The 15,848-nt window shown below is 28.1% G+C and carries 12 protein-coding genes; 2 read left to right on the forward strand and 10 right to left on the reverse strand.

The window, feature by feature from the left end; genetic code table 4:
• Positions 1-78: 78 nt before the first annotated feature.
• The 9 genes from EXC36_RS02520 to EXC36_RS02560 form a co-directional block, all read right to left on the reverse strand.
• Complete coding sequence (locus EXC36_RS02520; RefSeq protein WP_129690309.1) at positions 79-1,941, reverse strand: hypothetical protein; 1,863 nt, start codon at positions 1,939-1,941, stop codon at positions 79-81.
• 180 nt (positions 1,942-2,121) lie between these two features.
• Positions 2,122-2,361: a hypothetical protein gene (locus tag EXC36_RS02525; RefSeq protein ID WP_010925311.1), complete on the reverse strand. Its 240-nt coding sequence runs from the start codon at positions 2,359-2,361 to the stop codon at positions 2,122-2,124.
• A gap of 247 nt (positions 2,362-2,608) precedes the next feature.
• Positions 2,609-4,456: a transketolase gene (locus tag EXC36_RS02530; RefSeq protein ID WP_129690311.1), complete on the reverse strand. Its 1,848-nt coding sequence runs from the start codon at positions 4,454-4,456 to the stop codon at positions 2,609-2,611.
• Between the two features lies 1 nt (position 4,457).
• On the reverse strand, positions 4,458-4,754 hold the full coding sequence (locus EXC36_RS02535) for an MMB_0454 family protein (RefSeq protein WP_129690313.1): 297 nt from the start codon (positions 4,752-4,754) through the stop codon (positions 4,458-4,460).
• Positions 4,754-5,317: an elongation factor P gene (efp, locus tag EXC36_RS02540; protein ID WP_010925314.1), complete on the reverse strand. Its 564-nt coding sequence runs from the start codon at positions 5,315-5,317 to the stop codon at positions 4,754-4,756. The genes EXC36_RS02535 and efp overlap by 1 nt, the downstream gene beginning before the upstream one ends.
• A 126-nt stretch (positions 5,318-5,443) precedes the next feature.
• Positions 5,444-6,733 carry a CNNM domain-containing protein gene (locus EXC36_RS02545; RefSeq protein ID WP_010925315.1) on the reverse strand — a complete coding sequence of 430 codons (1,290 nt, stop codon included), beginning with the start codon at positions 6,731-6,733 and terminating at the stop codon, positions 5,444-5,446.
• Positions 6,734-6,743: 10 nt separating this feature from the next.
• On the reverse strand, positions 6,744-8,102 hold the full coding sequence (gene dnaB / locus EXC36_RS02550) for a replicative DNA helicase (protein WP_050780377.1): 1,359 nt from the start codon (positions 8,100-8,102) through the stop codon (positions 6,744-6,746).
• Positions 8,095-8,547 carry a 50S ribosomal protein L9 gene (rplI, locus tag EXC36_RS02555; protein WP_041364138.1) on the reverse strand — a complete coding sequence of 151 codons (453 nt, stop codon included), beginning with the start codon at positions 8,545-8,547 and terminating at the stop codon, positions 8,095-8,097. The genes dnaB and rplI overlap by 8 nt, the downstream gene beginning before the upstream one ends.
• Positions 8,528-10,510, reverse strand: a complete 1,983-nt coding sequence (locus EXC36_RS02560) for a GGDEF domain-containing protein (protein WP_129690315.1) — start codon at positions 10,508-10,510, stop codon at positions 8,528-8,530. The genes rplI and EXC36_RS02560 overlap by 20 nt, the downstream gene beginning before the upstream one ends.
• A 190-nt stretch (positions 10,511-10,700) precedes the next feature.
• Here EXC36_RS02560 and eno point away from each other — a divergent pair, with 190 nt between their 5' ends.
• Positions 10,701-12,071, forward strand: a complete 1,371-nt coding sequence (gene eno, locus EXC36_RS02565) for a phosphopyruvate hydratase (RefSeq protein WP_010925319.1) — start codon at positions 10,701-10,703, stop codon at positions 12,069-12,071.
• 126 nt (positions 12,072-12,197) lie between these two features.
• Here the strand turns inward: eno and lon are convergent, their stop codons facing one another.
• Positions 12,198-14,726 (reverse strand): endopeptidase La, encoded by a 2,529-nt coding sequence (lon, locus tag EXC36_RS02570; protein ID WP_129690317.1) that lies wholly within the window; start codon positions 14,724-14,726, stop codon positions 12,198-12,200.
• A gap of 473 nt (positions 14,727-15,199) precedes the next feature.
• On the opposite strand from lon, the gene EXC36_RS02575 reads away from it, so the two are divergent.
• Positions 15,200-15,712 (forward strand): lipoprotein 17-related variable surface protein, encoded by a 513-nt coding sequence (locus EXC36_RS02575; RefSeq protein ID WP_129690319.1) that lies wholly within the window; start codon positions 15,200-15,202, stop codon positions 15,710-15,712.
• Positions 15,713-15,848 lie beyond the last annotated feature (136 nt).

Raw genomic sequence — 15,848 nt, forward strand, 5'->3', positions numbered from 1 at the left:
ACAAAATTTAAAAGCTTGTGATTTTTAAAAAAACAAGAAAAAAGGTGATTATGTCAATCACCTTTGATGTTTTGTTTTTTAATTTGCTTTTTTAACTATTGGCATTAAATATAAAATTGATGGGTATTTTGGTTTTTTGTCTTTTATAAAAACAACCCTTGCAGCATGAACATGTTTTTTGATTTCTACCGTGTCAATTCATTGATGTGTAAGTCTTCAATGACGTTTTCCTGTGATTTTAGGATTTTCAAGACTTATTCACTTTCCACCTGGTTTTTCTTGATATTCAATTCGATATGCATTTTCTCTATAGTAATCTTTAACACCTTTTTCAAATCCATTTAAAAATCCAATTTGTAGGCCATATAAAAGATTGCTTTTGCCATTTTTTCATCCAATTTGTAGTCATGGATTTGCATCATTTTTACCAGCTTGTCAATAATCACCCATTTCATCAATAGTACTAAAAGCTCCTTGAGCATGAAGAACTCTTCCTCTTTCACTTTGAATAAAATCATTTGCACTAAGTCCATTGCTACTTGAACTTATGTCAAAAGTTTCTTTTCTAAGTCTTTTTGAATTTTCAGCTTCTATATTTGCAACTTTTGCAAATCCCTCTACATTTAAGCTAATTAATTTTTCTTGATCTGCTCTTTTAACTTTAAATTCTAAAGTAGCACTTCCTTTAAAATCATCAACTGATTTAATTTTTTCAAAAAAAGCTTCGATTTCATCATCTAGAACAATTTTATGAATGTTTGTATTTAATTTATTTAACTCAAAAGGAATTAAATTAAGTTTTGAAGCAAAAAATTCATCAACTTTATTTTTTAAATTTTGAAAGTTTGGACTTTTTTGTGTAAATTCACTAATGAAGTCTTCATTAGTTTTATAACTTCACTCAAGAGTTTTTTCAATAGAGTCTTTTTCTGTAATTCATATTTTAAAAGTGGCTATTCTTTTTTTAGTGCTTTTATCTTCTGTTAGTGATTTAAGTAAAAGCTTTGGCTCTTTTATAAGATTTGAATCATTTGATTGATCAACTAAAAGTAGGGAAATAATATTTTCTTTAGATTCATTTTGTCTTAATTGTAGGTTTAAATTAAAATCAGATAAAGCATAAGAATTAACATCTTTTTTGTCTTTAGCTTTTTCTTTGATTTCAAAAACATGTGAGCTAAAATACTCTTTTATTCTTTGAACTTGTTTTTCTACTAATTTAGCTTTTTCTTCTTCAAAATTAGTTATTTTTACTTCAAAAGTCATTTTAGTTGAAGGTTTATAAGCATAGACATTAAATAAAATTTGAGAAATTTCTCATTTTCCTTGTTCAAGATTTAAAGAGCTAAGCTCAACCATTTGGCTTGTAGATTTTTTACTTGTAAATTCTATTGTTTTTTCTTGACTTTGACCGCTGGTATCTACTTTTTTTAGAGTCAATGTTGTTTTTAGATTTTCTGGAATTTCTTGGTCAAAATTAAGAGTTAATTTATTATTTTCAAATAAAGAGCTAGTTAAATTTAACTCATGACCTCCAGAGCTTTCTCATCAATTAGTCAGATTTGTCTCGGGTTTATTTTGACTTTGAGCATTATTGCTTTCTGGCTTTGAAGGAGAGTTTTGGTTTTTTTGGCTATCTCAATTTTCTTGTTTTTGAGAGTCTTTTTCTACATCTTTGCTTGCAGGAGGGTTGTTTTTTGGCTCCTCTTGTTTAGGAATTTCTTGTTCAGGGGCTTCTTTTGTAGAGTCTTCTTTTTCCATTGGACTTGGATTGTAATTTTGTTCTTGATCAATAGGTTTTTCAGCTTTGTTTTGATTATTTCTTTGATTTTTTTGTGTTATTGCAGTGTCTAGAACACATGAGCTAAGTGCTAGTGGACTTAGTACTAAAGACGAAAGTATTAACAAAGACTTATATTTCTTAGTTGTAAATTTTTTCATAATTTTCCAATCGTAAGTTTTAAAATGTCACTTGTAAAATTATAACGTATATTTAAATTTTTAAAAATTAGCTCTTTAAGGGCTAATCTAATAAAGCTTGAGTAATTAAAAAAAGGCTTATAAAAAAAGTAAAAACTAACAAAATAAGTGAATTTGTTAGTTAACTAATAATTTAAATTTTTATATATAACTAATAAGTAAATAAACTACAAGAGCAATAATACCTAGAAAAAACGCAAGAGAAATTCCTATTTTTAAAAATTTCGGAATGACTTTAAGGGCCAATACTACAATAACAATAACAACAAAAAGTACAATTATTCCAATGATACTTCAAGCAGCAATTGAGTTAATAAAGCTTTTTATTTTTTCATCATTTGTAGCAATTAACTCACTAATGTTGAATAAAGTATTGTCCATGTTTGTCCTTAGTATTAATTAATCATTTTGTAAATATTTTTACAAAATTAATTTGTTTCATTATAAAAAAATTTCTATGTTTCGCAAAAATTTTACTATAAACTCAAGCAAAAATATCAATATTCATCAATGTTTTAATAAAATAGGATTTATAAAAATAAATAAAAGCCTTTAAAAAGTAATTAATTAAAAACATGCACAATTTTGAAATTTTAAATTTTGTGCATGTTTTTTAAAGTTTTAAAAGTTATTTTTCGATAATGCTTTTAATTTTTTGCCTTAGTGAGTCTATGTCTAATTTCATTTCTTTATAAACAAGATTTCCAGGAGCTGAAAGTCCAAAGCGGTCAATTCCAATGTTGTATTTTGCTAGTTTTGACCAACCAAAAGTTGAAGCTGCCTCTATTGAAATAGTTTTATCTCTTTTTCATGGAAAATCCTCAACCAAGTTCATAGCAGGAACTGAGTACATATTTAACTTTAGTTCTTTAGCTATTTCTAAGGCATTGGCCACCTCTGAACCTGAGGCAATTAAACTATATTCTGAATTAGAATCTAAAAGTTGATAATATCCATTTTGGCTTTTTTGACTTGATGAGTTTTCTAAAGAAACAATATTTTGTCTTGTTGTTGCAATTACAGTAGGGCCATTATTATTTAGAGCAAAAGCATAAGCTCCTTGCATTTCCCTTTGATCAGCTGGTCTAAAAACTGCTACATTAGGAATTGATCTAAGCATTGCAAGTTGTTCAATTGGTTGATGAGTTGGGCCATCTTCTCCAACAAAAACTGAATCATGTGAAAAAATGTAAAGAGTTTTCAAGTTCATCAAAGCACCTAATCTAATAGCTGCTTTTAAATAATCTGCAAAAACTAAAAATGTTGAAGAAAAAGGAATTAAATTAGAGTGAAGAGCCATTCCATTAGATATAGCTGCCATAGCAAATTCTCTAACACCAAAAAAGATATTTCTTCCACTTAGATTTGTCTTTGAAAAAATTCCATCAGAACCAGCTGCTTTAGTTGAAACTGTCAAATCAGCTGAGCCTCCTATGATGTTTGAATTTTTAGAGCTTAAAAAATCTAAAATTTTTCCATTATAAATTCTAGTTGCAAGGTTATTTTCTAGTTTTAACTCGCTAAAATCAACATTAGGTTTTTGGCTTAAAAACTTTTCTAATTCACTTGAGGCTTTAAATTTTTTAAAAGCTTCAGAGGATCTTTTCCCTAAAGTTTCTTGATAGTATTTTTTAACCTCTTCAGGAAGATAAAAAGAATCGTTATTTCAATTTAAATTTTTAAGTAAAACATCAATATTTTTTCCAAGAGGAGCTCCATGGACATCGCTTGTTCCTTGGTTGTGAGCTCCTTCACCAATTATTGTTTTAATTTCAATAATTGTTGGCTTAGAAGAGGCTTTGGCTTTTTTGATTGCCTTATCGATATTTTCAACGCTAGTTTTATCAACTAAAATGTAGTTAAAATTCATCGCTTCAAAGCGTTTTTTGTTGTCAGAAGAATAAACAAGATCAACTTTACTATCTAATTGAACGTCGTTAGAATCATAAAGAACAATTAATTTTTCCAGTCCTAAATGACCAGCTAGATCAAGGGCTTCATTTGCTACTCCTTCTTGAAGATCTCCATCTCCACAAAGCACATATGTATAGTGATCTAATTCTTTGAATTTAGATTTTAAATGTGCCTGAGCCAAAGCAAGACCAACTGCCATTGCAAGACCTTGACCTAAAGGCCCTGTTGTAGCTTCTACTCCAATGGTGTGTTTATACTCTGGATGACCTGGAGTTAGAGAGTTAAGCTGTCTAAAGTCTTTTAGATCTTGTTCATTAATGTAGCCTAAAATTCTTAGATGTGAATAAAGAAGCGAAGATCCATGACCTGCACTTAAAACAAAACGATCACGGTTGATTCAATTTGGATTTTCAATGTCAAAATTTAGATGTCTTGTAAAAAGTGTGTGGCTAATAATGGCAGCTCCAAGGGCTATTCCTGGATGTCCTGAATTGGCTTTGTTAATTGCAGCTACTGAATTAACTTTTAGAGTATTTATTGAAAGTTGATCTAGTTTGTTCATATTATTTTCTCCCTAAAAATTCCATTTTGATATTTTCGGCTCTTGCATTATTTATTAAAATAAAGCTTTGATCAATTTTTTCGACGATCATTTCAATGGCTTTTTGTAAGAATAACTCACCCTTGATATAAAAGCCAATTTTAACTTTTACATTTGTAAAGTCTTTGTTTAATTTAACTTCATGAAAATCAAGAATTATCTCATCTCATGTTTTGAAAATATTTAACAAAGATTCTTTGAAAACATTAATATGGATATTCTCAAATATATTTTGATTTTCTCTAGTTATGTAGTACATTATTTAGAAGATTTTCCTCCATATTTACCTGTCTCTGATGAGACAATAATTGTCTCTCCTTCTTTAATAAACATAGGAACTTCAAGTTCATAGCCTGTTTCAACAATAACTTTTTTTTGTGGATTAGTTGTGGTGTTACCTTTGACTGCATCGGGGGCATTAATAACTTTTAATTCAATGTTAATTGGAATTTCAATATCCAAAATTTCATTTTGGTATTGTCTAACTAAAATTTTCATCCCTTCTGTAAGAAAATTTAGCTCCCATTCAACTTTTTTAACATCGATTTCAATTTGTTCAAAGCTCTCTTGATCCATCAAAATAATGTTTGATCCATCATTATATAAATAGTCCATTGGTTTTTTTTCAATGTGAGCTTTTTGAACTTTATCTCCACCGGTGTAGCTCTTAAGTGTAGTTGAGCCTGTTCTTAGGTTTTTAACTTTGGCTTTAACATTGGCTTGTCCTCTTCCTTGTTTTGAGTGTTGTGCTGTTAAAACAACATAGATATTACCCTCATCTTCGAAGGTAATTCCTGGTTTAAATTCATTAACATTTATCATGGTTGTCCTTTAAAATACATAGAGTTTATAAAATATATTTTCAATTATATACAAGTTGTATTTTAATGACCATTAAAATATTTATTTTTAAGTTTTTTTGTTTTAATTTAACTTAAATCAAAAGCTTTATTTAAGAATAATTTCGTATTTAAAAACTTTTTTCTTGTTAATTTCAATTACTTTGATTTGAAGTTGCTTTTTGTAGATAAATTTAGAATTTAATTTGATTTTTTTCTTAAATCTTTTTTTGATTCAATCACTAACATTTTCATCTTCATCAGCTTCAAGGTCTATTTCACTTTGGCTAATAAAATTTGACATTTTAGCATTTCCTCAAACATGGTATTTTCCAAGTGAAACTTCAAGAATTAAAACATCATCGTCATATTCATCATAGATCTCACCAACGAGCTCTTCGATGATATCCTCCATTGTAATAATTCCAATGATTTGCTCTTGTTGGGATTCAAGGTTTTTTTTAGTTACAAAAGCCATGTGTTTTTTTTCAGATCTTAGACTTTCAAGAGCTTTAGTCAAAGAACTAAAATGAGAGATTTTTGGAATTTGATAGATGTATTTTCTAATGTTAGTCTCAGGCTCTTCTCCGAGTAAATCTGAAATGTGAATAATTCCTAAAAAGTTATTTTGTTGTTTGACTGGAATTCTTGAATAACGATCTTTTTTAGTTAGCTCTATTGCCTTGGCAACATTGTCATCTGCATTTAAAAAAGTAATGTTTTCACTTTTTACATAATGGCGAATAACTTTTTCGGAATTTAAATCAAAGGCATTAGAAATAAGCTTTGACTCATCTTTGTTTATTACTCCTTCTTCATTTGCTATTTCAACATAGCTTTTTAGATCCATTTCTGAGTTAGTAACATTTTCATTTGTTTTTTTAAAGTATAAAACTGGGAAAGTAATAATGATAAAAAGATAGTTAAAAAACTCAACAATATAACAAGTTTTTTTCAAAAACTGATAGGCATATTTTTTAGCTAAGATCTTAGGAATTATTTCTCCAAAGATAATTACTAAGGGAGTGGCTAAAAAGATAGTAAAAATAGTTATTAAAAACTCATTTTCTTGAAGTGTTTTTGAAAGAAGCAAAGTAGTCATTGATGAAAAACCAATGTTGACTAAGTTGTTTCCTACTAATATGCTAGTAAGTGTTTTACTAAAGGATTTGATTTGTTTTTGGATTAATAAAGCTGATTTTTTCTTTGATTTGACATCTTGATTTAGCTTAGCGATGTTTAAAGAAGCATAAGCTGTTTCAGCTGAAGAAAAAAAGGAAGATAAAAATAGCAATATAACCATAGTTATAACTATCGAAACAATAAAAAGTCATGGATATGAACTTGAAGAAAGATTAGTTGTTAGTTTATTTGCTATATTGAGAAATGAAATGTCCATTTGTTACCTCTTAGTAAGATGTTTTTTGAAAAAGGCCCGTAGGAAGATCAAGGCTAAGTTGAATTTTTCCAATAGCTCCATTACGATGTTTTGCAATAATGACATCAACTGTTGGTCTTTGATCTGCTTGATCTTTTGAATTTGCATTTAAATAATAGTCCTCTCGATATAAAAACATAATTAAATCAGCGTCTTGTTCAATTGATCCTGAATCTCTTAAATCCGACATTAAAGGGATTTTGTCAGCTCTTTTCTCAACTTCACGATGAAGTTGAGAAAGAGCGATAATTGGAATTTGAAGCTCACGAGCTAATTCCTTAAGCTGTCTTGAAATTTTAGAAATTTCGTTTTGGCGGTTATCTCCTCTATTGTCATGAATTGTAATAAGTTGAAGATAGTCAATAATGATCATGTCTAATTTAACTTTTTGGTGCATTCTTTTAGATTTAAAAATAATGTCATTGATTCTTGAAGTTGAACCATCATCTAAATAAAGATTAAATCGGTCAATTTTATCTTTGGCCTTTAGAATTTGAAGCCAGTCATATTCATTTAAAGTCATCGGTTTTTTTAGTTTATTTCCAGCTACTCCACTTAGTGATGAAATCATTCTTCCAATTAAATGCTCATTGGGCATTTCTAATGAAAAAAAAGCAACTTTTTTGCCATAAAAATCACAAGCATTAAAAGCTAAATTCAAAGAAAAAGCAGTTTTTCCCATTGAAGGACGAGCTGCTAAAATAATTAGATCTCCTTTTTGAAATCCATGAGTTATTTCATCGAGATTATCAAAATTTGAAGCCACTCCTGAAATAGCGCTGTTTTCTTTTCTATCTTGCAAGTTTTTATAGTATCTTTTAACTACTTGAGAAGCGCTTTCAAAGTCTCTTATTTCAATGTCTTGATCAAGACTAGTTAATTTATTAATAACTTGTTCAATAATATCTTTTGTTTGTTGGTTATGAACAAGTGATTTTGAATTGTAAAAATTAAAAATTTTTTCAAGTTCTCTTTTTTTAGATTGCTCAATTATTTCTCTTACATATAAGATGACATTGCTTTTTAGTCCAGGTTTGACCATTAAAGACAAAAGATAGTCATAGCTAACTAAATTATTAGTATTTTTTTTAATGTAACTAGCTACATGATCAACATTAATTCCTTGAGCTTCTTTTGACATTTTTAAAAGAACTCTAAAAAGTTCTTGATTTAAAGGATTAAGAAAATTTTCAGGGCTAATCATTAGCTCTATTTTTTTAATCTCTTCAGGATAGACAATTAAAGTTGAAAGTAAATAAGACTCAGCTTCAATACTTTCATTTTGATTAGGAAAAATTTCAGGATTTTTATCTTGTTCGTAGTTATACATCTGCTTCAATTACCACCGTTAATTTTGCAACTATTTTATCAAAAAGTTTTACATTAACATGATTAATTCCTATTAGGTTTAAATGCACTTTTTCAATGCTATGTTTAGGAAGGTCAAAACCTAACTCATGCAATCTTTCTAAAAGTTTTTTTGCAGAGATTGAATGATGAGTTTCTAACTTATGATTTTTATCAAGAGAAGCTTTTAACTTAAAGGTTAATTTAAGTTTTTCAAGTTTTTCTTTTAGTTCTAAAAACTCTTTTGTTTTTAGAGAAAAATCAAGTTTTTCTTGTTCTAATTTTTGCTTTAATTTTTTAGCATTTTCTTCAGTGTAGGCAATGGCAAATTTTCTTGGTATTAAAAAGTTTTTTGCATATCCATCACTAACTTCAACTATAGTGTTTGCCTTACCGCTTGGGCAATCTTTAATTAGTATTAATTTCATTATTTTTCACACTCACAATCGCTTGTATTATATTATCTACAAATTGTTCAAGAGGCTCAACCGAGCTAGCAGCTGCAGCGGCATAGTGTCCTCCTCCTCCTACGGCTTCAGCAATGACTTGAACATTTGTTTTAATTCCTCTAGCTGAGAGTTTATACTCTTCTGTTCCAGAATTTTTAGCAACTACAAAAGATGCTTTTCTTCCTTGAATTTTTAACATCTCATCAGCTGCTATTGAAATGATATCTCCTGAAGCTTCAATTGATGAATAAGCTAGGAAATATCCTGGTTTTATTTCTCTAATATTTTCAATTAGTGATTTAACTTTTAGACTAATTTCTTCAGAAATTTTTAAAAATTCGACACTCTCAGAACTTAGTGCTCCCCAACTTTCTAAAAGTGCCGCTGCATTAAAGGTTCTTGAAGAAGTTGATTTTTGGAACTGATTTGTATCCATATAAATTCCATTTAATAACATTTGAGCTACATTTGGCTCAATTTTTATATCTCGATTAATAAAGTTAATTATTTCAGTGACTATTTCACTTGCACTTGAGGCATTTGTTTCAATATATTGATTAAAAAGGTTTGAAAAATCAGGGTTTTCACTTACTCGGTGATGGTCTAAAATAATAACATTATCTTTATGAACTTTGGCAAAAGCTTGAGGATTTTCAATTCTAATTTTTTCAGCAGTATCAACTACAAAAACTAAAGTTGACTCATCACTTAAATTATTAGCTACACTTGGTTTAATAAAAAGTTGACTATCATTTCCTGCAATATAAGTTGAAATGGCTCTTTTTGAAGTTTCATCAAAAGTAATATTTTGAATATAGGCTTTTTTGTCAAATTGACTTGCAATTTTGGCAAGAGCAAAAGCTGAGCCTAGTGAGTCAAGATCTGAAAATTTATGTCCATAGATAATAACTTTTTTGATTTTTTCACTTGAAAGTTTTTGTTCAATAATTCTTGTCATGTCCTTAATTCTTGTCTTTGATAAATCAAGGGCAATTTCACTTCGAGAACCAAAGAAAACTGGTTTTTTATTTTTTTCAAAAATTGTAATTTGATCTCCACCTCGAGATTGACTTTGTCTTAGAGCATTTTTAGAAACTTCAATTAACTCACTAACTTGATAAAGTCCTTTTGCAAACCCAAATGAAATTGAAATTCTAACATTTTTAACACTTTGCATCTCATCAAGCATGTTTAAAAATACAAACTCATCTTTGACCATTTTTTCAATAGTTTCATCATTTGTAATAATAAGAAATTTTCCACCAACATACTGACGATAAGCAAAGTTATAATTAGTAGAAATTTTTTCTAAAAGATCAACAACAATTGATTGAATTTGAAAAACATCCTCTTCACTTAGAGTTGATTGATAAAGCTTAAAATTATCAATTTCCATCTCTCCTAAAGCTAGTTTTTCACTTCGATAGCTATGTTGAATAATTTCCTCTTTAGTAACATCTTTAATAGTAATGATATTTTTGTCACTAAAGTTTTGTAATAAATAATAACTATCATTAATTTTAGTTACTATTTTTTCACTATTGTAAGCATCTTGATCAACTAATTCTGGTAAAAGATTGGAAATTCTTTTACCAATAACTTTTTCACCAAAAATTTTATTAACAAATGAAGAGTTTCATATTACTTTGTTGTCGTGAGAAACAACAATTATTCCAAGATAGTTATTAGTAATTGCAAAATCTAAAAAACTATTAAAAGATTTTTTAACATAAACATGTCTATTAAAATTATTGTTAATAAAATAAATTTGAAATAAAGTAAAAATTAATAGTGCAAAAGTTAAAAAAGTTCCAACCGAAAGATAAGGAATTTCACTAGCATCAGAGCCCTTTGAAGTAGAAGCTATAATTAACCATGTTAGAAAAATAAAGAAAATTAAGAATAGCAAAGACAAAAGGAAGAGGTGATACTTTTTATTCATGCCCTTATTATAATAAATTTTTATTAATATAAGGTTACATTTAGATTCATTTTTGTAATATTTTAATTAAATTTTAGATTTTGCTCTTTTATCTATTAAAATTTATAAAGTTTTAAAAATGTTTAGTTTTTTTGAACTTTTTTAATCAAAATAACTTTTAAATTTTTTAACCAAACAGGTAAGGAGACAAATGTCAGAAATCGTTAAAATTAAAGCACTTGAAGTTCTAGACTCAAGAGGAAATCCAACAATCCAAGTTGAAGTTCATACTATTTCAGGGGCCTATGGAAAAGCCCTTGTTCCTTCAGGAGCCTCTACTGGTTCAAGAGAGGCTCTTGAACTAAGAGATGAATCAACAAAATACAAAGATAATTGATATGCTTCTAAAGGTGTACAAAAAGCAGTTGATAATGTTAATAACAAAATCGCAGATTTACTTATTGGGCAAAATGTTCTTGATCAAAGAAACATTGACAACATAATGATTGAAGCTGATGGAACAGAAAATAAATCAAAATTTGGAGCAAATGCTATTTTAGGTGTTTCTTTAGCAGCTGCTCATGCAGGGGCTAATTTTTTACAAATCCCTCTTTATAGATACATTGGAGGAATTAATGCCAACATGCTTCCTCTTCCAATGTTAAATGTTATCAATGGAGGAGAGCATGCTTCAAATACCATTGATTTCCAGGAATTTATGATTATGCCAATGGGGGCAAAAACTTTTAAAGAATCCCTTCAAATGGCAAACAAAGTTTTCCATAATTTAGCTAAATTACTAAAAAAAGCAGGTCATGGAACTCAAGTAGGTGATGAAGGTGGTTTTGCACCTAATTTAAAAAACCATGAGGAAGTTTTAGACTTTTTAATGCAAGCCATTGAAGTTGCAGGTTTTGTTGCTTCAACTTCAAAAGAAAAAGGAATAGCAATAGCCATCGATGCAGCTAGTTCTGAGTTATATGATCAAAGCACAGGAAAATATACATTCAAAAAATTAAAACAAGCTATTAAAACAAAACAACCAGGTTTTGAAAATGTTGAAAAAACAAAATTAGATTTTACAAGTGATGAACTTATTGCTTATTATGGAGAGTTAATTTCTAAATATCCAATAATTTCAATTGAAGATGGTTTTGCAGAAAGTGATTGACAAGGTTTTGCTAAATTTACAAAAATATATGGTGAAAAACTACAAATTGTCGGAGATGATTTAACAGTTACAAATTCAAAAATTCTTGAAAGAGCTATTAAAGAAAAATCAATGAATTCAATTTTAGTTAAACTAAACCAAATTGGAAGTCTTTCTGAAACCCTTGATACTATCAACATGGCTCATAAAGCAGGTTTTAGCGCTGTTATTTCACATCGTTCAGGAGAAACAGAAGATACTACCATAGCAGATCTTGCTGTTGCTTTAAATACTGGTCAAATTAAAACAGGATCACTTTCAAGAACTGATAGAATTGCAAAATACAATCGCCTTCTTGAAATAGAAGATCAACTTGAAGAAGCAGCTGTTTTCCCTGGAAAAAAAGCATTTTGAAATTTAAAAAATAGATAATTAAAAACATCTACAAAAAAGCACCTAGTTTAAAAGGTGCTTTTTTTATTTATTTAAAAGTTCATAAAAAAGGTATTAAAAAATATTAAACCAATTGTTGATTTAATACTTTCCAAAATTAATTGACTATTTTTTTAAGAATAAATGATTGTAGATTTCTCAGTATTCTTTTACACTAATGTAGTCAATTTTTTCTTTAACTTCATCAGGAACATCAACTAAATTCTTTTTGTTTTCATATGGAATAAAAACAGTTTTTATTCCAAATTTATTTGCAGCTATTGATTTTTCTTTTAAACCGCCAATAGGAAGAACTTTTCCCCTTAGGGTAATTTCTCCTGTCATTCCCACTAAAGGAGAGACTTTTTTCTTAGTTAAAGCTGAGATTATAGCTGTTGTAAAGGTTACTCCAGCACTAGGGCCATCTTTAGGAGTTGCTCCATCAGGGACATGAATGTGAATTGAGTTATTTTCTCAATCAAAATCTTTAATACCAATTTTTTCAGCATTTGATCTTACAAAAGATAAAGCTGTAATTGCAGATTCTTTCATAACATCTTTTAGTGAACCAGTTAACTCTATTGAGTGTTTTCCTGGATAGATATTTACCTCAATTTGAAGAGTTGATCCTCCATAAGAGGTATAAGCTAGTCCATTAACTGAGCCTATTTGATCTTCTTTATCATTTGACTCATCATCATATTTAATTACACCAAGAAGTTCAACAACTTTTTTTTCATCAATTTTAACTTCTTCGTCTTCTTTAATTTTTCCTTCAAGAAGTTTTACAACAATTTTTCTAGCCATTTTATCTAAAACTCTTTTTAAGCCACGCACACCAGCTTCAAGGGTGTAGTGTTTAATAATAAAATCTAAAACTTCATCTGAAATTTGAAAGTATTTTTCATCAAGTGAAGAGTCTCTTAAAACAGCTTTTATTAAATGGTTCTTAGCAATTGCTTTTTTTTCTAATGAGGTGTAACTTGATAAGTTAATTATTTCAACTCTATCTAATAAAGGAGCTGGAATATCTTCATAGTAATTAGCAGTTGCTAAAAACATTACTTTTGAAAGATCATATTCATGTTCTAAATAATGATCTTGAAAATGTTTGTTTTGTTCAGGGTCTAAAACCTCAAGCATAGCAGAGGCTGGATCACCTTTATAATCTGAGGCCATTTTATCAATTTCATCTAGTAAAATTAAAGGATTTGACACTCCCGCTTTTTTAATTCCCTGAATAATTTTTCCAGGCATAGCTCCAACATAGGTTCTTCTATGTCCTCTTATTTCAGCTTCGTCTTTGACTCCTCCTAAAGAAATTTTTACAAATTCTTTATTAATTGACTCAGCAATTGCCATTGCCAAAGAAGTTTTTCCTGTTCCGGGAGGGCCTACTAAAGCTAAAATAGGAACATTGTGAGTTATTTGCTTATCGAATTTTTTATCAGATTCTTTAAAAACATTTAAGTTTATTTCATGGTCTTTATCTAATTTTATTAATGATTTTTTAAGATCTGGATTTTTGTTTTTATTATTAATTAAAACAGCTAAAAATTCAATAATTCTTTCTTTAACTTCTTTTAGTCCATAGTGATTTTCATCAAGGATTTTTTTAGCAACTTTGATATCTAAAAAATCAATGCTTGTTTTTCTTCAAGGAAGTTTCATTAAAGTATCAATATAATTTCTAGTAATGTTGGCATCAGGAGAAGAAGACATCATGTTTTTTAATTTTGACTCTTCATTAGCTATTAGTTTTCTTACTGACTTAGGATAGATTTTTTTATTGTTTTTATCATTGATTTTAGTTTTATACTCTTCTTCTTCTTCATTTGACTCACCAAGTTCTGAACGAATAGCTTTCATTTTTTCTCTTAAAATGAATTCTTTTTGCTGCTTACTTAGATTTTTCTTCATTTTTTCATCAATGGCATTTTCTAAGTCTTGGTCTTCTCTTTTACTTTTTAAATATTCAATGATAAATTCAGCTTGATTAATTCAATCAATTTGAACAAAGTATTCATATTTTAATTCTAAAGGCCAACTAAGTTCATTAACAATTTTATTTAAAAGTGCTTTTGGAGAAATTAAATCATTGGTTAAATCTTCACTGTAGAATCTCTCTAAAAACTCCTGATCACTTTCAATTTTTAAATTGTCAAGTTCTTTAGTAATACGGTTGTATTTAATACTTATACTAGAGATGTTTCTTTTTGATTCACTATCAAGGGGCATTGAGCTTTTGAAGATAATGTCAACCATTTTGTTGTATAAAATTTTTCCTTTAGCAGGATCTGGAGCTACTAGTTCAAAAGGGGAATAATCAGCCATAACTTTATGAGAAAGATTTGTCTCAGAGATAGTTATTTTATTAACTTTAACTCTTTTAAAAGGTAATAAAGTAACTTTTATATTACCCTTTGAAGGACTTTGAGAAATAATTTTACATAAAAGACCAAATTCCTTTAAATCTTTTTCACTTTCTATTAGTTCTTGTTTTGGATTTTCTTGAGTAACAACTACAATTTCATTTTTGTAGTTTTTAGTAGAAAGCTCCAAAGCAATTTTAGATGATTCTCTTCCAACATCTAAAGTTATTTCGATAAAGGGCAATAGAACTTGTCCTCTAACTGCAAAAAATGGTTTTAACATTTGATTCCTCCTTATTAATTTTAAGATTTTTACTTAAAATTTAATTTCCTTTAAATTCTACATACTCCAATGAGTTTTTAGAAAATTTTTCCTATTTCTTTTTAATTAATTTCCTTATTATAAACTAAAAATTGGCACTCTTACTAATAAAGTGCTAAATTTTAATAAATTATTAGTTTCCTTTGCTCAAACTCTACTATATTACATAGTGTTTTGAAATTCTTATCAAAAAAAATAAAAAATTTAATAATCTTTTGAAAATGAAAATTTAAAATTATATAGGTTGGTATTTTTTATTTTCTATTATTAATAGAATAAACTAATTGCTTTTTATATTTTAATTTCAGAAAATTTAAAAGCACTTTTAATATAGTGCTTTCATTAGTTTGAAAATCTTAAAAAAGTTGTCTTTTATTGGTTGAGTCAATGACTTAGAGATAAAACAAATAAAAATTATAAATAAAGGATAAATTATGAAATCTTTAAATAAAAAGAGAAAGTTTTTATTGCTTTTTGCTTTGACTTTAAACATATTGCTAATTTTTAGCACAACGCTAGCTTGCTCAAAAGAAGAAACTAAAGTAAACAAAGTAACAAATGCTTTCAAAATTGAAAGTGATATTCAAAAATTACAAGATTGATTTAATAAAACAAAATCTCTAATAGCTATTAGCAATTCAGATATTTCGAAATTAGCTCCTTCTGAAATAACAAATGAAAATCTTGTTAAAAGTCAAATAAAAGCACTAGATCAAAATAATTTAGAATTTAATATTCCAAAAAATTGAAGTGCTTTATTTGAGCTAGATTCTAACAAACAAGCAAATGACCAAGAAGGAACTTTGAAAGTTAAACTTAGATTTTCAAGCGGCTCTAAAACTAAATATGAATATAGAGTTCTTAGTGGACTAAAAAAATCCAAGGATATAAAAGAAACTATAGATCAAGCTAATGCATCAAAATTGACAAAAGATTTCAAAAGATAGCTTTTAAAGAACATTGCCATAATTAATTTGACCAAATTATTAAATTCTTAAAAAATAAAAGAGTTCTGTAAATTAATATAATGAATAGACACTCAACAACAAAAAGCTAAAGAGTTGATACAAAAGATTTTGTCTT

Source organism: Mycoplasmopsis pulmonis (assembly GCF_900660575.1).
GTDB lineage: Bacteria > Bacillota_I > Bacilli_A > Mycoplasmatales > Metamycoplasmataceae > Mycoplasmopsis_B > Mycoplasmopsis_B pulmonis.